Annotated in this window: 13 protein-coding genes; 8 read left to right on the forward strand and 5 right to left on the reverse strand. The window is 37.2% G+C overall.

Going from position 1 to position 20727, the window contains the following annotated elements:
- Nucleotides 1-21: 21 nt before the first annotated feature.
- From NO995_RS03780 to NO995_RS03815, 8 genes are all read left to right on the forward strand, one after another.
- Nucleotides 22-1650: a glycoside hydrolase 43 family protein gene (locus NO995_RS03780; RefSeq protein ID WP_258226331.1), complete on the forward strand. Its 1629-nt coding sequence runs from the start codon at nucleotides 22-24 to the stop codon at nucleotides 1648-1650.
- The gene (locus tag NO995_RS03785; protein ID WP_258226332.1) at nucleotides 1650-3347 is read left to right on the forward strand and encodes a glycoside hydrolase family 28 protein; all 1698 of its coding nucleotides are present in this window, start codon (nucleotides 1650-1652) and stop codon (nucleotides 3345-3347) included. Before NO995_RS03780 ends, NO995_RS03785 begins: the two co-directional genes overlap by 1 nt.
- Nucleotides 3348-3352: 5 nt before the next feature.
- Nucleotides 3353-4261, forward strand: a complete 909-nt coding sequence (locus NO995_RS03790; protein WP_258226333.1) for an alpha/beta hydrolase — start codon at nucleotides 3353-3355, stop codon at nucleotides 4259-4261.
- An 81-nt stretch (nucleotides 4262-4342) separates the two neighbouring features.
- Nucleotides 4343-6775: a glycoside hydrolase family 95 protein gene (locus NO995_RS03795; RefSeq protein ID WP_258226334.1), complete on the forward strand. Its 2433-nt coding sequence runs from the start codon at nucleotides 4343-4345 to the stop codon at nucleotides 6773-6775.
- A gap of 5 nt (nucleotides 6776-6780) precedes the next feature.
- Entirely contained in the window at nucleotides 6781-7752 is a 972-nt protein-coding gene (locus NO995_RS03800; protein WP_258226335.1) for an alpha/beta hydrolase, read from the forward strand.
- A complete protein-coding gene (locus tag NO995_RS03805; protein WP_258226336.1) occupies nucleotides 7739-8521 on the forward strand; it encodes a rhamnogalacturonan acetylesterase in 783 nt (260 codons plus the stop codon). Before NO995_RS03800 ends, NO995_RS03805 begins: the two co-directional genes overlap by 14 nt.
- 1 nt (nucleotide 8522) lies before the next feature.
- On the forward strand, nucleotides 8523-9509 hold the full coding sequence (locus NO995_RS03810) for an alpha/beta hydrolase (RefSeq protein WP_258226337.1): 987 nt from the start codon (nucleotides 8523-8525) through the stop codon (nucleotides 9507-9509).
- A gap of 16 nt (nucleotides 9510-9525) precedes the next feature.
- Entirely contained in the window at nucleotides 9526-10416 is an 891-nt protein-coding gene (locus NO995_RS03815; RefSeq protein ID WP_258226338.1) for a pectinesterase family protein, read from the forward strand.
- 135 nt (nucleotides 10417-10551) lie between these two features.
- On the opposite strand, the gene pelA is transcribed toward NO995_RS03815, so the two are convergent.
- From pelA to NO995_RS03840, 5 genes are all read right to left on the reverse strand, one after another.
- Nucleotides 10552-12165, reverse strand: a complete 1614-nt coding sequence (gene pelA, locus NO995_RS03820) for a pectate lyase (RefSeq protein WP_258226339.1) — start codon at nucleotides 12163-12165, stop codon at nucleotides 10552-10554.
- 254 nt (nucleotides 12166-12419) lie between these two features.
- A complete protein-coding gene (locus NO995_RS03825; RefSeq protein WP_258226340.1) occupies nucleotides 12420-14576 on the reverse strand; it encodes a hypothetical protein in 2157 nt (718 codons plus the stop codon).
- A 13-nt stretch (nucleotides 14577-14589) separates the two neighbouring features.
- The gene (locus NO995_RS03830; protein WP_258226341.1) at nucleotides 14590-15663 is read right to left on the reverse strand and encodes a glycoside hydrolase family protein; all 1074 of its coding nucleotides are present in this window, start codon (nucleotides 15661-15663) and stop codon (nucleotides 14590-14592) included.
- Nucleotide 15664: 1 nt separating this feature from the next.
- On the reverse strand, nucleotides 15665-19093 hold the full coding sequence (locus NO995_RS03835) for a DUF4450 domain-containing protein (protein WP_258226342.1): 3429 nt from the start codon (nucleotides 19091-19093) through the stop codon (nucleotides 15665-15667).
- A 33-nt stretch (nucleotides 19094-19126) separates the two neighbouring features.
- Nucleotides 19127-20611, reverse strand: coding sequence for a glycoside hydrolase family 28 protein (locus NO995_RS03840; RefSeq protein ID WP_258226343.1), 1485 nt, complete (start codon nucleotides 20609-20611; stop codon nucleotides 19127-19129).
- Nucleotides 20612-20727 lie beyond the last annotated feature (116 nt).

Genomic DNA, 20727 nt, shown 5'->3' on the forward strand with positions numbered 1-20727 from the left:
TATAACACTAAACTAATTTTAATGAAACTACCCATAATTGCATTTTCTTTATTTTGCTCATCATTATTGGTGGCACAAACCGAAAAACCTTATGTTTCTCAGGTTTGGGTTGCCGATAATGGTAATGGCACTTATAAAAATCCAATAATATATTCTGATTATTCAGATCCTGATGTGGTAAGAGTTGGAGACGATTATTTTATGACCGCCTCCAGCTTTAACGCCACGCCAGGTTTACCAATTTTGCATTCCAAAGACATGGTAAACTGGAAATTAATAAACCATGCTTTACCATTGCAAGTACCTTTGGACATCTTCAGCATTCCGCAACATGGCAATGGTGTTTGGGCGCCTTCTATTCGCTATCATAAAGGTGAAATTTATATCTATTGGGGCGACCCCGATTTCGGAATTTACATGGTTAAAACCAAAGATCCGTATGGCAAATGGGACGACCCTGTGCTGGTTATGGAAGGCAAAGGTTTAATTGATGCCTGTCCCCTTTTCGATGATAATGGTGATGCCTATTTAGTTCACGCTTACGCGGGAAGTCGTTCCGGAGTGAAAAGTTTGTTATCCGTTAACAAAATGAATCCTGAAGGTACAAAAGTACTAGACCCTGGTATTCATGTGTTCGATGGTCATGAAAACCATGATACCGTAGAAGGATCTAAATTTTATAAACGAAACGGCTATTACTATATTTTCGCTCCAGCTGGTGGTGTAGCTACGGGATGGCAATTAGTGTTACGCTCGAAAAACATCTATGGTCCTTACGAGGAAAAAGTGGTTCTAGAACAAGGAAAAACTGAGATTAACGGTCCGCATCAAGGGGCATGGGTTGATACACCTGATGGTGAATCCTGGTTTTACCACTTTCAGGATGTTGGCCCCGTTGGTCGAATTGTTCACCTGCAGCCTATGACTTGGGAAAACGACTGGCCGGTTATGGGGAAAGACTTAGACGGTAATGGTATTGGCGAACCGGTAATGTCTTATAAAAAACCAAACGTTGGCAAAACCTACCCTATTGAAACCCCTGTGGAAACTGATGATTTTACAGGCTTCAATATTGGTTTGCAATGGCAATGGAGTGCGAACAATAATGTGGTTTGGCATGCTAAATTACCTGGTAACACCTACCTAAGGTTGTTCTCTATTAAAGTCCCTGAAAACGAACCAAATTTATGGATGGTTCCAAACCTGTTACTTCAAAAATTTCCTGCTCCCGATTTTTCAGCTGAAACTAAAATTACACTGCACCCCGAAGAAGCCGAAAGCGGAAAAACTGCAGGTTTAATTGTTATGGGAATGGATTATGCTACCCTTAGCATTTCTCACGACGAAAAAGGATTTTTCATAAAACAAACTGAAGCTATCAATGCGGTTAAGGGCAGTGAGGAAAAGGTTAACGACCAAAATCGTATCAAATCCAATTCAGCATATTTTAAAGTTGAAGTATCAGGACCAGATAGTACATGCCAGTTTTACTATTCTGAAAATGGTAAGAAATTCAAAAAAATTGGCAAGCCTTTTAAGGCTAGAGAAGGTAAATGGATAGGCGCAAAAGTAGGTCTGTTTAGTATAAGTACGCAAGAAGCAAAACGCGGTGGTTATGCCGATGTAGATTATTTCAATATTACCAAATAATGATAAACTTATCAATAACTAAAAAAGGGTTAATTTGTTTAACCCTTTTTTGTGCTTCCCTTTTAAAAGCACAACAGGCCAATACAATTACAGAGCAAAACATTTACAACGGCATAGAATTTAATATGCCAAAAGTAAAAACAACTCAATTTCCAGATTATAGTGTTAATATCGCTAATTTCGGAGCTGTTAATGATGGGATTACAAAAAACACCAAAGCTTTTGAAGAAGCTATAAGTACAATTAATAACAACGGCGGAGGTTCGGTAATTGTACCACGAGGTATTTGGCTTACAGGACCTATTATTTTTAAAAGTAACGTTAACTTGCATTTAGATACCGGAGCCGTAATTGTTTTTAGCAAAGATTTCGACGATTTCCCACTTGTAAAAACCAGTTTTGAAGGCCTTGAAACGGTAAGATGCATCTCCCCTATCACCGCAAATAATGTTGAAAATATTGCCATTACTGGCGAAGGTATTATTGACGGAAGTGGAGATGCCTGGCGCCCGGTTAAAGCTTCAAAAATGACCGAAAACCAATGGAAAAAACTTGTGAATTCTGGGGGTGTGCTTTCAAAAGATAAACGCATATGGTTTCCTTCGGAAGGCGCTCGAAAAGGTTATGAAGGGACTACAAACTTTAATGTTCCGGATTTAATCAACGATGCCGAATTTCAATCTATTAAAGATTATTTACGTCCTGTAATGGTAAGTTTAGTAAATAGTAAGCGTATCCTTCTTGACGGACCAACGTTTCAAAATTCACCCGCATGGAATATTCATCCGTTAATGAGCGAAGATTTAATTATTAGAAACCTAAAGGTTAGAAACCCTTGGTATTCCCAAAACGGAGATGGTTTAGATTTAGAATCGTGCAAGAATGTGTTAATTTACAATAATACTTTTGATGTTGGCGACGATGCTATTTGCTTTAAATCAGGAAAAGATAAAGATGGGCGTGACCGTGGCATACCAACCGAAAATGTTATTGTTAAAAACAACGTGGTGTATCACGCACACGGCGGATTTGTTATTGGAAGTGAAATGTCTGGCGGTGTAAAAAATGTTCATGTGTCTGATTGTACTTTTTTAGGAACCGATGTTGGGCTGCGTTTTAAAAGCACACGTGGTCGTGGTGGTATTGTGGAAAACATTTATATTTCCAATATCGATATGATGCATATTCCAACAGAAGCTATCCGCTTCAACATGTTTTATGGCGGCAACTCTCCTGTTCTTGAAGAAGACCAGAATGCCGACGATGAAAAACGCGATGAAACCCTGGTTCCTGTAACCGAAGAAACACCTTCGTTCAGAAATATATTCATGAAAAACATTAAGGTTTCAGATTCTGAAACTGCCGTATTTTTTATGGGATTACCTGAAATGAATCTTAAAAATGTATCGATTGAAAACGCTGTTTTCGAAACTAAAAAGGGGATTACTGCCATAGACTCAGACGGTATCACTTTAAAAAATATTACTGTAAAAGCTTCAAAAGATTACGCACTAACCATCTACAACAGTAAAAATATAAATGTGGAAGGTTTGTCGTTTTCAGAAAGCCTGTCTAACATTAAAATATTAGGTAATAAAACTGAAAAAATTCAGTTTAACAAAAACAATATATCAAACCCGGAACAGCAAATAATTCAAGGGAAAGAAGTAGATAAAAAAGCTGTAAAACTAAAATAATTGAAATGGAAAAAAGAATGTTTTTTTATAGTGTTTTATTAACGAGTTGTATGATTTATGCACAGGAAAGCATGAATTTATGGCCAAAAGGCAAAATGCCCAATTCTAAAGGATTAACCTTAGAACACATAGAAGAACGTGAACGCATTACTCAGGTTTCAGAACCTAAACTTCTCATGTTTTTCCCGCCTAAGGAAGAACAAAACGGTACTAGCGTTTTAATTCTGCCATCTGGTGGCTATCAAAAATTAACTTATAATCTTGGAGGTATACAGCTAGCGAAATGGTATAATACACAAGGTATTACGGCTTTTGTTTTATTGTACCGCTTACCAAATTCGCCGGACTTAATTGTTAGTGAACAAGGTCCGGTACAGGATGCTCAACGCGCCATGAAAATCATTCGTCATAATGCCAAAGAATGGAATTTAGATTCTAACAAGGTGGGCGTTTTTGGTTCATCGGCTGGAGGTCATTTGGCTTCAACCATTGCGACACACATTACCGATTTCTCAGCAATTGGCGACGACATGGATAACGAAAGATTTATTCCTAATTTTATGGTATTAGTCTCTCCGGTTATCAGTTTAGAGACCTACACTCATGAAGGTAGTAAAACCAATTTTTTAGGAAAACACTGTACATGGATAAACATTCATTATTATTCTAACGAGCATCAGGTTACAGCTAACACACCGCCAACCATTTTATTTCACGCCCAAAACGATGAAGCCGTAAACCCTATGAATAGCATTCTGTTTTACCAGGCCATGTTAAAAAACAATGTAAAAGGCTCCCTTCATATTTTTCCGAAAGGCGGCCATAGTATTGGTATTTATAACGCCTCGGACTTAACCGATGAATGGAAAACGATTTCAACCAAATGGCTGAAAGAAATGGAATTTATAAAATAACAACAACACTAAACGATGATGACTATAGCTAAAAACTACATTTTTAAAACATGTATAGGTTTATTAACCTTTTCCTGTTTTATGTCTTGTAATACTGAAGTAGCGATTACTAAACCGTCGGAAAACATACTTTGGTACGACAAGCCGGCAAACAATTGGAATGAAGCTTTACCTATTGGAAATGGTAGAATTGGCGGTATGCTATTTGGTGGTATTGAAAACGATAGAATACAACTTAATGAAGAAACGGTTTGGGCCGGAGAACCCGGAAATAACATAACGAAAGATTACTATCAGGATGTTGAAAACATTAGAAAGTTACTTTTTGACGGTAAATATGAAGAAGCTCAAAAAACCGCACTTGAAGTATTTCCAAAAAGCACTCCAGAGGACAATAATTATGGTGTTCCTTATCAAACCGTTGGTAATTTAAACATCTTGTTCAATAACCTAAATAACCCAACAAATTACAGACGAGATTTAGATATTGAAAATGCTGTTTCCTCAGTAAGTTACACCTCTAATGGCGTAAACTTTAAAAGAGAGTACTTTGTGTCTTTTCCTGACCAGGTTATGGTTATTCACTTAACCGCCGATAAGCCAAAACAACTAAACTTTAGTTTAGGTTTAGATTCTCCTCAAAAAACACATATTGTAAAAACTGAAAATGGCGCTTTAAAATTAACCGGAACGGGAGGTGATTACGAAAATAAAACGGGAAAAATAAAGTTCTCTACTTTGGTTTATCCTAAACTTACTGGAGGCGATCTTATTACCAACGAAAACACATTGAGCATTAAAAATGCAGATGAAGTAACTTTATTAGTAAGCATCGGAACAAACTTTAAAAACTATAAAGACCTTAGCAATCTTCCTGATAAAATAGCTAACGACTACTTAGAAAAAAGCACAAAGAAAAGCTTCAAAGACTTGAAGGAAGATCATATTGAAGATTATCAGAATCTGTTTCATCGTGTATCACTTAAATTAAGCGAACAGGTTAACGATTCTATTCCGACAAACAAACGTCTTGAACAGTTTGCCACACAGGAAGATTTGTCATTAGTCTCTCTTTATTTCCAATTTGGACGCTACCTTTTAATTTCAAGTTCAAGACCAGGCGGACAACCTGCAAACTTACAGGGTATCTGGAACGACCGTTTGTCTCCCCCATGGGACAGCAAATACACGGTTAATATTAATACTGAAATGAACTATTGGCCTGCCGAAGTGACCAACTTGTCTGAGCTCCATGAACCTCTATTCTCCATGTTAGAAGATTTAGCCGTTACCGGACAGGAAAGTGCTCAAAAAATGTATCATGCTAAAGGTTGGAATATGCACCACAACACAGATATCTGGCGTGTAACAGGCATGATTGATGGCGGATTTTATGGCTTTTGGCCAATGGGAGGCGCTTGGTTAAGTCAGCATTTATGGCAACATTATTTATTTACAGGCGATAAAAAGTTTTTAGAAAAATACTATCCAATTTTAAAATCGAATGCCCAATTTTATGTAGATGTATTACAACGCGAACCGGAAAATAACTGGTTAGTGGTCGCGCCATCTATGTCTCCTGAAAACAAATACATGGGAGGTGTCGGCATTTCCTATGGGACCACTATGGATAATCAGTTGGTTTTTGATGTATTTAGTAATGCTATAAAAGCTTCGGAAGTATTAGAAATTGATTCCGAATTTACAGATTCGCTTAAAGTTATGAAAGCGCAACTACCTCCTATGCAAATTGGCAAATACGGACAGTTACAGGAATGGATAAAAGACTGGGATAGACCTGGAGACAAACACCGTCACATTTCGCATCTATATGGCCTGCACCCTTCTGCGCAAATCTCGCCATTTAAAAATCCAGATTTATTTAAAGCCGCCGAACAAACTTTAGAGTTTAGAGGAGATATTTCAACGGGATGGTCTATGGGTTGGAAAGTGAATTTTTGGGCGCGTATGCTTAACGGAAACCGCGCTTACCAGCTCATTAAAACGCAGCTTACTTTGGTGGAAGATGGTACGGAATCAGGAGGCACATACCCAAATCTTTTTGATGCGCATCCTCCGTTTCAAATTGATGGAAACTTTGGTTGCACCGCCGGAATTGCAGAAATGCTTATCCAATCGCACGATGAAGCATTACACCTGTTACCTGCACTACCTGATAACTGGAGTGAAGGCCAAGTAAAAGGTTTGAAAGCAAGAGGCGGATTTGAAGTCGATTTGACCTGGAATGCTAATCGTGTAGAATCGGTTAAAATCACATCTACATTAGGAGGTAATCTAAGATTAAGAACCACTGAAACTCTGGTGAATGACGATGGTAATGAATTAACTATCGCTGCTGGTGAAAACCCGAATTCATTCTACCAGACACCAGATATTAAGCAGCCTTTAATTTCTGAGGAAGCCGAAATAAAGCCATTGGAATTAGCTACATATCATATGTATGATATTCCAACTAAAAAAGGAAAAGCGTACGAGTTTCATATTAAAAATTAAATCGGATGAAGTCTTCTGTTTTATTTAGCATCTTATTTCTTTTGGTTGTATTTAATTCAATGGCTCAAAAAAAAGAGGATTATAAACCATACACCATAGAGAATACAGTTGTAAAACTAAAAAAGGATTATCCGGATATTACACCAATAACGCCTTTGATTTCTAATGATGTCGTTTATTGTGAAAATGTAACCTATAAAAAAACAGAGACTTCAAAATTAAAGCTGGATGTATACAGACCAAAATCTAATAATAAAAAAGAAATCTATCCGGCTGTTTTACTCATTCACGGTGGTGGCTGGCTGGTAGGCAGTAAGGAAAATCAGCGTATTATGGGGCAGCACCTGGCTTTAAATGGTTATGTTGGTATTCCCGTAAGCTACCGTTTAGGTTTTGAAGCTCCTTATCCGGCAGCTGTTAATGATTTAAAAGATGCCATTATATGGGTTAAAAAACATGCAAAAAAGTATCACATTAACCCTGATAAAATTGTAGTTCTAGGAACATCAGCTGGGGCACAGCTAGCAACGCTTATTGGTGTTACGCCCAATACTTCATTGTATCATTCAAATTCTAAAATTTCAAATGAAGTAAAGGCCATTGTGAATATCGATGGTGTTGTGTCATTTATTCATCCTGAAGCTGCCGCCGAATCAAAACCCGGAAAACAATCCATGGCAGGTATTTGGTTAAATGGTGAAAAAGATGAAAATTTCAACCTTTGGAAAGAAGCCTCACCTTTAGAATATATTGGAAAGAACACCCCTCCTACACTTTTTATAAACAGTTCACATCCTAGATTTCACGCTGGAAGAGACGATATGCTTCATATCCTGAACCAGCATAATATTTATAACGAAACCCATACCTTATCAGGCAGTCCCCACTCCTTTTGGCTGGTAAACCCTTGGTTTGAAACCACACTAAACCACACTGTGAACTTTTTAAACAAAGTATTAAATCATGAAAACAAATAATCTAATTTCTAAATTCACAGCTTTACTCATTCTATCGTTTAGTTTTACGTTAATACTGAACGCCCAAAAGAGAACTACTACAGTTTTCCTTATTGGAGACTCAACCATGTGCTTATATGATGAAAGCAGATTTCCGCAAATGGGTTGGGGCATGCCTTTTCAATATTTTTTCGATGAAACTGTAACCATTGAAAATCATGCTAAGGGCGGAAGAAGTTCCCGATCATTTCTTGAAGAAAACCGCTGGCAACCCGTTTTATATTCCTTACAGGAAGGTGATTATGTGCTTATTCAATTTGGACATAATGACGCCCAAAATTCGAAAGACCATCCCGACAGAAAAACAACTCCTGAAGAATACAAAATTTACATAGGTAACTATATTTCTGAAACCAGATTGAAAGGCGCAACACCAATTATTATTAGTCCAGTAACACGTTGGATTTTTGATGATGAAGGCAAAGCTAGTGAATGCCACGAACCGTATTTAAAAGCCTTAAAAGAGATTTCTGAAGAACAAAAAGTTTCATTGATTGATTTAGATTCAAAAAGTCGAAATCTATTAGATTCCATGGGAAAAGCATGTTCCAGATATTTGTATATGTATTTTGAGCCTGGCGAGTACTTTCGTTTCCCTGATGGATATCCAGACAACACACATTTTACAGAATTTGGTGCCAGAAAAATGGCCGAACTGGTCCTTCAGGGCATCATGGAACAAAATTTAGATTTGACTAATCACATTATTCAACCTCACCGTAGAAAATAAAATGAAGACATTCATCAATTTATATAGTTTCATCATTATAATTTTCGTGGGAGTTTATGGCTTCGCCCAACAAAATAGATTCCCAAAAGACACCTCGTACCAAGTAGCCAACGAGTATAAAAAATATTTAAAATATTTCCCTTACATCACGCCTGCAACAGATTATTTACCCTCAAACGTCAACGAATTTCGTAATGCTATTTATACCACTTTAAGCGATACACCATACGGTAAAAGAAACTTACATGCCGATGTGTTTTCTCCAAAACAACTAGGTAAATATCCTGCCTTAATTATGATTCATGGTGGTGGGTGGCGCTCCGGTGATAAATCACTGCAAATTCCGATGGCACAAAAACTAGCTACCAGAGGCTTTGTTACTGTTTGTGTGGAATATCAGTTATCACTCGAAGCTAAATACCCTGCCGCAGTATTTAATATAAAAAGTGCTATTAGGTGGCTACGAGCCAATGCTGAAAAATATAATATTAACCCGGACAAAATTGCTATTTCCGGCTGTTCGGCTGGTGGACAATTAGCCATGCTAGTTGGTCTAACCAATAACGTTCAGGAAAAAGAAGGCGACCACGGAAACCTTGGTTTTTCAAGCGATATTCAAGCCATTATAGATATTGATGGGGTTGTCGATTTTATGGCGCCAAACTCTTTAAATTTAAACCGAAGACCAGATTCTCCAGATATTGAATGGCTAGGTGGTTCATTTTACGAAAAACCAGAAATATGGAAAGATGCTTCAGGTATTTTCTGGGCTAATGAAAAGTCCTGTCCTATTATGTTTATAAATAGCGGATTTCCACGTTTTCATGCCGGACAAGACGAACTCATTGGTATGATGGACCATTGGGGAATTTACAATGAAGTTCATAAATTCGATTATAAAATACATACCTTTTGGTTATTCAATCCTTGGGTTAATCAAACGGTTAATTATATAGATAATTTCTTAACTAAAGTATTTCATCCATAATATCATATATATTCATATGTTTAATCCCCTTAAATTTATTCTTACGATATGTTTACTCATCGTCTTTCAAAACATATCGGCACAAACATCTAACCCTGACAAATACAAATACGATTTTGTTGTTGCTAAAGATGGAAGTGGCGACTATAAATATATTCAAGAAGCCATTGATGCCATGCGAGTTTTCCCTTTAAGACCTATAAAGCTTTATATTAAAAAAGGCGTTTATACTGAAAAAATTGAACTTCCGCGTTACAATGTCGATGTTAGTTTTATTGGAGAGGATGTGGATAATACCATTATAACCTTTAATGACTATTCTGGTCGAGGACCTCACATTGGAACCTTTAATTCGTACACCGTAAAAATATCGGGAAATCGCTTTAAAGCCGAAAATATAACCTTCGAAAATTCTTCTGGAACTGTTGGTCAAGCTGTGGCTTTGTATGTTGATGCAGATAAAGCAGTATTTAAAAACTGTAAATTCCTTGGAAATCAAGACACCATTTATCATGGTGGTGAGTATTCCAGACAACTTTTTGAAAACTGCTATATTGAGGGCACAACCGATTTTATTTTCGGTCCGGCTACGGCAGTTTTTAAAAACTGCACTATTCACTGTAAATCCGATTCTTATATTACAGCGCCTAATACCCCTAAAGATAAGACTTATGGTTTTGTGTTTCTTGATTGTAAAATTACCACAGCGCAGAACGTAACTAAACTGTATTTAGGAAGACCGTGGCGTTACTATGCCAAATCGGTTTTTGTGAGATGTGAATTACCTGAAGGCATTAGATCTGAAGGATGGCATAACTGGGGAAACCCTGAAAATGAAGAAACAGCATTTTTTGCTGAATACAATTGTTACGGAGCAGGTAGTAAAATAAATGAAAGAGTCTCTTAGTCTCATCAATTAACCAAGAAAGAAGCTGATAATTATACTATTGAAACAATATTTAACTCTTGTAATCCTTGGATATTTGAATAAAAAAAGTCGCTTTTCTACAAAGCGACTTTTTTTGACTAACTCAAACAAAACTTAAATACCGTGCTTCGCTTTCCAAGCACTATATTCTGTACTTATTAAATTTTTTGCCCAGGTACCATACCAGGCATAACCATTCCTTCTTTCATATGATATCTCAGCGATTGTTTTTCTTGGGCCACCTCCTTGAGGATCAGTATCTCTACTGCAGAAAAATGGCTCGTTAGGATTGAATGCATTAAACATGGATTCATACTGATCTCCTGTGTAATCATCTAAGGTGTAGAATCTTGCCCACATCACATTTCCTGGAGATTCAACTAAAACTTTATCGCCATTTACATCCTGTAAAGCATAACCAACAATTTTAACTGATTCAAACCAGGCTACCGCACCATTGATGGCGTTAATAACTTCCGCTGATGGACTTTCTAAAGTCATAAGTAATTTTACAACGCCCACAGACTCCGACCCACTATTTGATGCCAATTCATACGATCTCGCCATCTTTGGTTTTAAGGTCACCGCATCATGTTGGGCGCACCATGCCGTTTTTATTCCGTTTATAACCACCTGACTTTGTAAAATAACATCAATACCTTTATCAAAAGCGGTTTGTGCTTTACTGATGTAACTATTATCGATTAAATCCAGATTATTTTGCTCTAGGAAGATATCACGCATTAAATTCATTACATTACCCATAGCATTGTCATTATAGGTAATATATCTACTATAACCTGATTCTAACGGATAAACCTGAGGCCATCCACCGTTGTCATATTGCGCCTCAAAAACCCAATCAATACCTCTTACTGCAGCTTCCAAATAGTCGTTATTAGCGGAGGCTTGGTAAGCATTTAATAATATTCTTATCTCGCCTATTGTATGGTTATTATCAATGGTTGTATCTACTTTGTCTTTCTTAGATGCTTCCGTTAAATCCGCAGACGTTTGTTCTCTATCGTATCCTGAAAAATCATTATGGTATTTTGGCCATCCTCCATTATTACGTTGAAATAACAGGACATTTTCAGCTTTTGCTATTTTTATTGAAACTCCGGAAATATTTACATTTAGTTCTCCTTTAATGCCACTACCATCAATGGCTGTAGCTATTACATTAACCGTTCCGTTTTTTTTAGGGGTAAGAAGCCCTTCTGCATTAATTTCAGCCATTGACGTGTCGGAAACAGACCAGACAACAACTTTATTAGTTGCATCATTTGGTAATACAGTAACGGAAAATTGTTTTGCCTGACCATCGGTAATATCGCTACCTGAAATGCTAATGCTTTCAACTAATACAACCGGACCGGCAACCCCCGAAATTTTAACTGTTTTTTGTGCAGATAAGCCAGAAGCATCATTGGCTGTAGCAGTAATCTGAACTGTACCATTGTCAAGTGGTGTTAAAATACCATTCTCAGAAATTAAAGCGATAGATTCATCAGATACTGACCAGGTTACCGTTCTGTTGGTAGCATTGTTGGGTAAAACAACGGTGGTAAATTGTTTAGCTTGACCATCGGTAATATCACTTCCGTTAACTATTACAGATGTTACAAGAATAGTTTTATTCTCATCTACAGCTTCGCTTTCACTACTACATGCGTTTAGGGCAAAAAATCCTAAAGACAAAACTAATAGTCTCTTTAGTTTTCTCATTAATATGTGGCTTATTTAGTTTAGTTGATAATCGAATACAATCGATTACACAATATTAAATAATAAATATTACTAATAAAAATTTTTTAACTAAAACTTTCTCAAAGTGTTATAGAAATTCTAGTGAAATGTTTTTTAGTATAACCAATTCCTGGGCTTCAATAATATTCACAAGATTATAGTTCTCCATTTACAACACAACAGCACTCCAAATCGAGTGCATGTATGCGTCGTTTAAATTAAATAATCCATTTTTAAAACATAGGTTGTAGCCCTTCCCATTTCACGTTCCATTGTCCATTTTTAGGAAACCCAGGGTTTTCAATAGTACTTCCTTCAAAACCAGCACACATCAATGCAACTGCAGAAAGGACACCGCCATTGCCAGGTAAATACAAAGTTAATCTTGGTGTTTGGTAATTATGTCCGGCCGGCAAATATGTATTGGTTACCTCATCACGAAGTAATGCTTTTACAGCATCTTCCGGTCTGTTAAGTCTGGTTGCTGTCATGGCTTCCATAGGAAAGTCCCATCCCCATGTATGATCCCAGTGCCAAACCTCATCAACCTTATCGAAGGTTTTGTTCATCACGGCAACATCAACAAAACCAGTATCTGGCACAAACCCTAAAGCCCCTAAAACAGCTGGATGATCGATGGTATGTTCGCTTGTTGCTGAATAGGAATTTGGTACGCTTTCGGCTGCAAGATATACACCTTCACTTTGAGCCAATGGCGATAATTTATCAATTACTTTTTGCCATTCCGGGTCTCTTCCCATATCTAAACGTTCACGCCATTGTTGTGCCTTTTCTAAAGCCCATTTCCAATACGCCAGTTCAAACGGAGGATTATAGGTTTCTATTTTATTAAAACATTCCTGAGCTGGAATAACACCTTTTCCTAAAATATAGCGGTCGTTTTCCTCATCGTAATTAGGGTACGACGCCATAAAATCGGCTGTTGAAAATATCAATTTCTGATATTTCTCTAAGTTTTCCTTTATTGGATTATTTCTATAAATCAACTCCGCCAGATAAATCACATGCGGTTGTTGCCAGATTAAAAACGACCCGACATTAGACGGCGCTTCATCGGCATCATGATCAGTCATTTTTTGCCAACGCACGCCTTTATAACCTTGTCGTTCAGCAATAAGTTTGGCTTTATTATAAGCATCAAAATACCAGCCTATGCTTTTCTCCAAAAATTCAGTTCTTCCCCATAAGGGATAATGCGCACTGTGCCACCAATACATTTCCATATGTGGTTTCCCAAACCAACTGTTATAGGTTAACCCTGTTTCCTGAACCGGATAATGCCCCGCACATTGCGAGCGCGTTAAATATTGTGAAAGTACTACGCGTCGCTCAATTTCAAAAGCTCTTGGATCGGTACACTCCGAAAAATCGACTGCGCCTCCCGATTGCCAAAATGTCTCCCAAACCGCAATACTATGCGTTTGAACTTCAGTAAAATTTAAAGTCTCTTTTGGCTCTTCCGAATTAAACTCAACAGCTACCTCAAAACTATCTTCAGCTTGTGGTTGAATGGTAAAATAATGGGGAGCAACCTCAGTTACACTTCCTTCTGCATTTAATGAAGCCTGCACCGAATAGACATCATTGTCTAACTTTCTGCTAAATGTAAAACTCTTATCAGACTCTTTGTATACTGTTGTTTCATGTAAATCGTTATGTTCGTAATTCGTTCCTCGATCGGCAAATTCGTTGGTTGGGTATGGAAATCTGAATTTCAATCTAATTCGTCCTTCTGAAATTAAAGGAGACTCAATTTTTGCAGCAATAGCATCTTTTTCACCATCACCATAGGTTATCACTTTAACCGGAATGCCTTCAATGGTAAACTTGCTCTCAATTTTCCCTTCCCATAAATTCAACTCCTGATTGATATCTTTTAAATCTTCTGGAGAAGCTAAAGTTCCATCAGTCTTTAATATTTCCAGACCTACATTCCCTAACTGTAAACGATGAGGATTTGCTCTGAAATAATCGGCAGCATCATTCTTACGCTCATCTTCTCTATTTTGGATTGCATAAAGCGCATCCGGATTTCCGTTAAAATTGTAGCCTTTTAACGTTTCATTAAACTCATAGTTTTCAGTATTTGGAGACGTATGCCAACCCCACTCTGATTGCGTTCCTAAAGGTACCCCGTTTTGATAATATTCTGGAAAAGACTGCAATCCTGTAACATCTACTGTAAAAGCAAACTCTCCATTTCCAACGTTTAAAGATCCTAAAGTATCTACTTTCGTTATTTTAACATTATGCCTTGTTACAAGCGCCTTACGGTCTATTTTTTCTACTAATGACTCTGCTTTTTCTTTGCATGAATACATTATTATACAAACAAAAGTTAAGAGGTAAATCCAGTTGTGTTTTTTCATTCTATATTTTGGTTTAGTTGATTTTAAAAATAAAAGCTGAAGCTGTTTCATATTTCCCTCCTTGTGAAGCCGTAAACAAATAAGTCGGTTTCCCATTTTGAAATAATACTTGCGGACGCTCAGCTCTACCATACCGATTTAAATGTTTTGGAGCTGGTGGTTGCTGAATATATTTACTTAACTCCTGATAGCCTATTTGAGGTTCAGACCAATGTTTTCCATCTCGAGAACTCATATAAAGTCCCTTATCAATACCATACACACCTAAATCTCGAGCCAGCATATGAAACATATTTCCATCATACCAAGTAAAAGCATCTTCGCATTGTTCATTATTGCCCATAGTATGAAAATCTATAACTGGATTTCCTTCATATTTCTCATAAGGTCCTTCAAGCGATTTAGAAATGGTTAATCCATATTTTCTGTTGCCTCTAATTTTAAACTTAGGATGAATGTAGCCTTCCGTATCAAAAGATTTATAATATAGCCAATATTCTCCATTTGGATGTTTAAAAAATGATGGATTGGTAGTACAATGGTCATCCCACTCACCTTCATTTCCAGGCAACAAAAGCGGTTCATCAGGTCGTTTCCAGGGTCCATAAAGCGAATCGGCCGTAGCCAATCCAATGCGTTGTGTATCTAACTTTCCATTAGAATTCCCCATAAAAAAAAGGGCATACTTACCATCTACAAAATGAACACTAGGGTTATGGCACGTTGTAGCATCCCAAAATCCTTCGCCACGTGGAGCTAAAACTGTACTTACATACGTATACGGCCCTTCTGGCTTATCGGCGACCGCATGTGCAATTTCCGAAGCATGTGTCCAGCCGCTCATACTTTTAGCTTTTGGCCATCGAGAAAAAAACACATGAATTTTACCGTTTGGTGCTTCAATAGGGCTGTTGCACCAAACGTAATAATCTTCGAACTCTAAGGCTCTGCCAACCGGGGACAATCGCTTTTCAAAATCTGATAATTTGGGTTCCTGATTCAACCATTTTAAATCATCTCCAAACGCAGGAAGGCAACTTCCTAAAGACGCTAAAATGCCTGTCGCTAAAAACTCCTTCCTTTTCATTTTATTGACGTATTAAAGTGATACTCATTAACCCAATAACAACATCGTTGGCAACAGCTTTCAATTCTAAGCTTTTTAAAGTCTTGGAATCATCTAAAGGTAAATCTAAAATGGTTCCGGCCCCACCATCTACACCATAATCACTAAACCCTTTTATGGGGGTGAAATTTTTAAAATCTCGGGTAATTTCACCAGTTTTAAAATACACTCGCGGAGGTTTTGGGGCATCGGTTGTGAAAGCCAAACCGTCTACAAAATAATCCTGCTCGATAGGCCACCAATTCTCTGGGTTTTTTAAAAGAAGAGTTTCCGAAGTGCCATCGGTATAATTTACAATCACTTCTCCATTTGTAAATCGGCTTTGCATCGGGTTGGTGGTTCCGGCCATCATAAAATAGGCATGAGAAGCTTGTCCGCCAAGCGGAATTTCAATTTGTTTTGGAAAATTATCCCATTGAGACACAAAAGCAATATTGTTTAGATTGACATTTGATGGTGTTAAAAATGGAATGTTCTGCGGACTAATAATCGTGTTGTTTTCGCCTGCATTTTTACGCAAACCTGAATCATCAATTTCCGGTTTTAGGTATGGATAACACCAATTTCCAATACCCTGTGTTGGTAACTGTAAGGTTGGCGATGTAGGTCGCGGACTTAAATATTTCTCTTCAAAAATATCGATGACTTTACTATTGAAAACACCCTGTAAATCTATCGTTTCAAAATTGGTGTCTTTAGAAAATTTTTCATCCCAATTCTGGAATCTGGATTCAGTTTCATTCTTAGAAACATTCAAATGAACAGGTTGCCACCAAACGAGGTCGTTTTGTTTTAATTGAACAAATAAAGTTATATTGCCTTCTTCTGATTCAATTTTAAACTTCAACTGATGTTGACTTTTACTCACTTCTGAAATGGCCTGCTGCGGATTAAATATCTGAAGGATTTCTGCTGTTTCAGTTTTAAACAATTTAATATCACCCTGCTTTCCTGAGAACTCAAAAACAGGTTGTTCCAAAGTACCTGATTTCCATTTAATTTTTATGTGATAACTTTTTTGGTGCGGACTTTCAATGATTAATTTAGGTGTTCCAATGGCATTTTCATTGAATTTCCAATCAAGCTTCTCTCCATTAATTTCAACATATTCTACACCTGAGTTATAAACATTAACTTCCAAATTCAATTTCATTTCTTTAACAAACTTGGAATCGATTTTAAACTCTGAGACCTCATCGTTTTTATCAAAATCTATACTGATATCCGGAATTTGTAAAGACGCATTATCCCAAGATTTTGGAAGTCCCGGTTTTATAAACAGGGTATTCTGAATAGCGTCAGGATTTATTCCAAACAAGCCTTCCACTAACGAACGTGCTGCCATACCAATGGGATCGGCAAAATCGCGATATAATTCACCTCGAATAGCATCGTAATACGATAATTGTTGAAATCCACCTGGTGAAGCCCCAAGATACATGCTTTCAATTAAGGCACTTTCCCAAAGCTTATAAGCTTCTTCAGATCTTCCTCCCTGCCAATATGCTAATGCAGCATGTAAATTTTCCGCCAAAGCCACATTGTTAACAGACCACGTATATGGTTGCCAATTGGTAGTTGAAATCAATTCTAAATCGGTTTGGGGTAAGCCTTCAGCTTTTACGGGAATATGCGGAATTTCAGTATCGATATAACGCAAGGATTGGTAAGACTGAAACTCATTGGCAATGCCTTCATCTAAACCATGATAAATGGTCCAGATACCCGGATAATCATGAAGCAATTGATTTCCTAATAAATCTTTATATTCGGCAAAAACGCCCTTTTCAGAAACCCATAACTTTTTATCTATCGCCTGTTTTATATGCTTTGCTTCAGTCATATAAGCGGTTTCATCTTCTCCTAAAAGTTTGGCAATATTCCCTGCCAACAAATTTGCCGAATAATTATAAGCCGATGCATACGTAACGCCACCGCCCATATATTGCAAAGCATCGCTTGCCCAAATGGTCGCGTAAGCATCGTAAAGTCCGTCGTTATCGGCATCGAAATTACGTTTTTCCCAAGCCAAATGACGCTGAACTACCGGCCACATTTTCCTCATAAAATCTAAATCGCCCGTCCATTGATAACCGCGTAACAACTGATTTATAAACACCGAATTCATATCGTAATGATGCGCTATGGTATTATTATTTGGTCTACGACTTATATAACCACGACTGAACATGGCCGTACCCAATACCTCTTTTTGTCTGGCAAAATTTCTGGAACTATCTAGGACCACAGGACCTGTTTCCGGTTCTAAAACCTGGGAATTTCCGTAGCTTTCAAAATGTGATTTGGCGCGATCGTGCCATCCCAACGGATTCGCTACATAAGCACCCCGCCAGGCATTTAAATGCATACGCCAGGCCACTGCGCCGTGCAAATAGGCTGGAGCTTCCCAAATACCGTCAGCTGCAACTGCTAAAGCCCTACCAAGGGTGTTAATGAATGGATCCGGCGTTTTTAAAATTACTCGCGAACGTAACTGTTCAACTTTATTTAAAGCTTCAATAAAAGCTGTTGCAATTTGTTTTTGACTTGTTTTGGTTGTTACCGAATCATTCTCCAGTTTCCAATATAAAGTATTGCTCTTTTTTAAAGGCATGCGACCAATAATAACCGGTAATTCTTTTACTGAAGATTGCCATAACTCTTTAGGATTTGCGCTTAAATTGGCCTCAACAAGTTTTAATTCTGACTCTGGAAAATAACCTGTAATTGTTCTGTTATTGCCCGTTTTCTGCTTGTTGCTTTCAGAACCGTAATGCAATAAAAACGCATCATCTTTAAATTCATACTGATTATTAACGCAATACTCCGGATGCATATAAAATACCGATTCGGGATCAGCTCCTATATCGCCATCACGATGAAACTTTTTTCCTGTCGCTCCTCCAAATGCCCAAACCAATTGTATGCTTTCAGGAATATTTTCAGTTTCAACTTTAAGCAACATGCCTTCATTTTCCGCATGAGCAGCAACTTCTAATTTAATTATTCCATTATGAAGCCATTCATCTCGAACTTCATAAATCATAGTGCCCGGAATATATTTTGAAACAATAGAATCGCTTTCGGTAAGCCACTTACCGGATGTTTCTGAAATAATTCCTAATCTAAAATTACCTCCCATACCTAGCATATACATGGCAAACTCCGGCAAATCGCCTGCCTCTACCCTAAAACCTGTGTTGGTTCCATAGAGGGCCCTGTTAAATTTTCTGGTTCCATTTTTTAAGATGAAATTTTCACCTTCAGGGAGATAGTGAATTTTTCTTGAGGTTGATTGGTAACTACTATTTTCTTGAGCTGATAATTGACTTAATACACCAACAAAAAAACATAAACCAACATGGATTATTTTAGATTTGAATACATTCATTTAATGTCTTACCTGGTTTTGGTTTAGTTGAAATTATTCCTGATTTGCCTGATAAACCGAAGGTGATAAATCTACGCTTGTCGTATGTTCTAATTCAACATGCGCCCCTCCATCAGCCATAATTTTCACGTTATTAATTGTCCAATTCGAACTGTAATTAATTTTGCCTGCCTTTTGTGCCTGAATAAATACATTATTTAAGGTGATATTATCAATTACTGACTGTTCTAAACCATTAACGTTGATTGCAGTTCCTGCTCCTTCAACATGAATATCATTTAAAGTAATATTTCTAAAAGTTGGTATTCCCTTTTCCGGATCTACTTTTTCTAACATTTTTTTCCAGTGCTCTGGTATCGAATCCTTATTGAATCCTTCAGGTAATTTTGAATAGCTGTAATTAGGATTCCAGTTCATACCTACTTGCATAAAGGTACGAACGCTATCCATTTTAATATGCTCTAAATAAATATCTTCAACAGTACCACCTCTATTAGTTGCCGACTTAATATTCAATCCATTCTTTGTTCCCAAACCTTTTATATTGGAAACATATACATGACGGATACTTCCTGAAGTTTCACTTCCTAAAGTAAACAACCCTGCTCCTTGTCGGGCAATACAATCTTTAATCACTACATATTCGGTTGGCTTATTAACACGTTGTCCGTCCCAGTCGCGACCTGCTTTTAAACAAAAATTATCATCATTACAATCAATATCACAATTCTGCACTAAAATCCATTTTGACGAATCGATATCAATGCCATCGGTACTTGGGCCATGACCTCCGATATTATTTCTAATTTTCAATCCATCAACGGTAATATATTCAGAATACAACACCTGAACCGTCCAGAATCCAGCGCGTTGTAAATTCAAATCTTTTACAAATACATTTTTAGAATTTTGAACCAATACAGTTCGCGGGCGTTTGGCATCGTAATCGACTATCCATCTTAGCCCTCGGGGTTCGTAATTGTTTTTTCTTAAATCCCAGTAGTAATCCCAGAACACTCTTCCTTGTCCGTCGATAACACCTTCACCTCCAAGAACAACATTACTCTCATTTTCAATATTGATTAAAGCTGCAGGCCAGACCATTTCAATACCAGCCACACGCGTATCAATTTCTATGTAATCCTTAATATTTTCGCTTCCTTTTATGATAGCACCTTTTGGTACGATAAAATCTATTCCACTTTTAATAAAAACAGAACCAGATAAGTATTCACCGGGTTTAAACGTTACTATACCTCCACCGGCTTGAGCACAAGCATCAATAGTTTTTTGGATGGCTTGAGTGTTTAGTGTTTCGCCATCATTAATTGCCCCATAATCATTAACATAAAATAGTTCCTTTTTATTCTCAAAAGGTGTGGCTCCTACCTTATTTACCCAATCAGGAATAAAGCTTTCTGAAGAGGTTAATTCCTTATTTTCCGATGTTTCTTTTTGACGACAGGAAATAGTGAAGATGCTTAATAAAATAAGCACTTTAAGTCTAATGTGGTTCATAGTTTAGTTAAGTTGTGAAACGTAAATATAATCGATTACAAAAAGTTTAGTGTCCTGTACTTACACGAAATTATTCTTGCATATTTTATAACTTATGATTTACTATCTTTTTGAAC

This window comes from Aestuariibaculum sp. M13 (assembly GCF_024723255.1).
GTDB lineage: Bacteria > Bacteroidota > Bacteroidia > Flavobacteriales > Flavobacteriaceae > Aestuariibaculum > Aestuariibaculum lutulentum.

What these genes read in the sequence shown, in the direction of transcription:
- NO995_RS03780 (WP_258226331.1), top strand. Translation starts at nt 22, where the DNA reads ATGAAACTACCCATAATTGCATTTTCTTTATTTTGCTCATCATTATTG.
- NO995_RS03785 (WP_258226332.1), top strand. Translation starts at nt 1,650, where the DNA reads ATGATAAACTTATCAATAACTAAAAAAGGGTTAATTTGTTTAACCCTT.
- NO995_RS03790 (WP_258226333.1), top strand. Translation starts at nt 3,353, where the DNA reads ATGGAAAAAAGAATGTTTTTTTATAGTGTTTTATTAACGAGTTGTATG.
- NO995_RS03795 (WP_258226334.1), top strand. Translation starts at nt 4,343, where the DNA reads ATGTCTTGTAATACTGAAGTAGCGATTACTAAACCGTCGGAAAACATA.
- NO995_RS03800 (WP_258226335.1), top strand. Translation starts at nt 6,781, where the DNA reads ATGAAGTCTTCTGTTTTATTTAGCATCTTATTTCTTTTGGTTGTATTT.
- NO995_RS03805 (WP_258226336.1), top strand. Translation starts at nt 7,739, where the DNA reads ATGAAAACAAATAATCTAATTTCTAAATTCACAGCTTTACTCATTCTA.
- NO995_RS03810 (WP_258226337.1), top strand. Translation starts at nt 8,523, where the DNA reads ATGAAGACATTCATCAATTTATATAGTTTCATCATTATAATTTTCGTG.
- NO995_RS03815 (WP_258226338.1), top strand. Translation starts at nt 9,526, where the DNA reads ATGTTTAATCCCCTTAAATTTATTCTTACGATATGTTTACTCATCGTC.
- pelA (WP_258226339.1), bottom strand. Translation starts at nt 12,165, where the DNA reads ATGAGAAAACTAAAGAGACTATTAGTTTTGTCTTTAGGATTTTTTGCC.
- NO995_RS03825 (WP_258226340.1), bottom strand. Translation starts at nt 14,576, where the DNA reads ATGAAAAAACACAACTGGATTTACCTCTTAACTTTTGTTTGTATAATA.
- NO995_RS03830 (WP_258226341.1), bottom strand. Translation starts at nt 15,663, where the DNA reads ATGAAAAGGAAGGAGTTTTTAGCGACAGGCATTTTAGCGTCTTTAGGA.
- NO995_RS03835 (WP_258226342.1), bottom strand. Translation starts at nt 19,093, where the DNA reads ATGAATGTATTCAAATCTAAAATAATCCATGTTGGTTTATGTTTTTTT.
- NO995_RS03840 (WP_258226343.1), bottom strand. Translation starts at nt 20,611, where the DNA reads ATGAACCACATTAGACTTAAAGTGCTTATTTTATTAAGCATCTTCACT.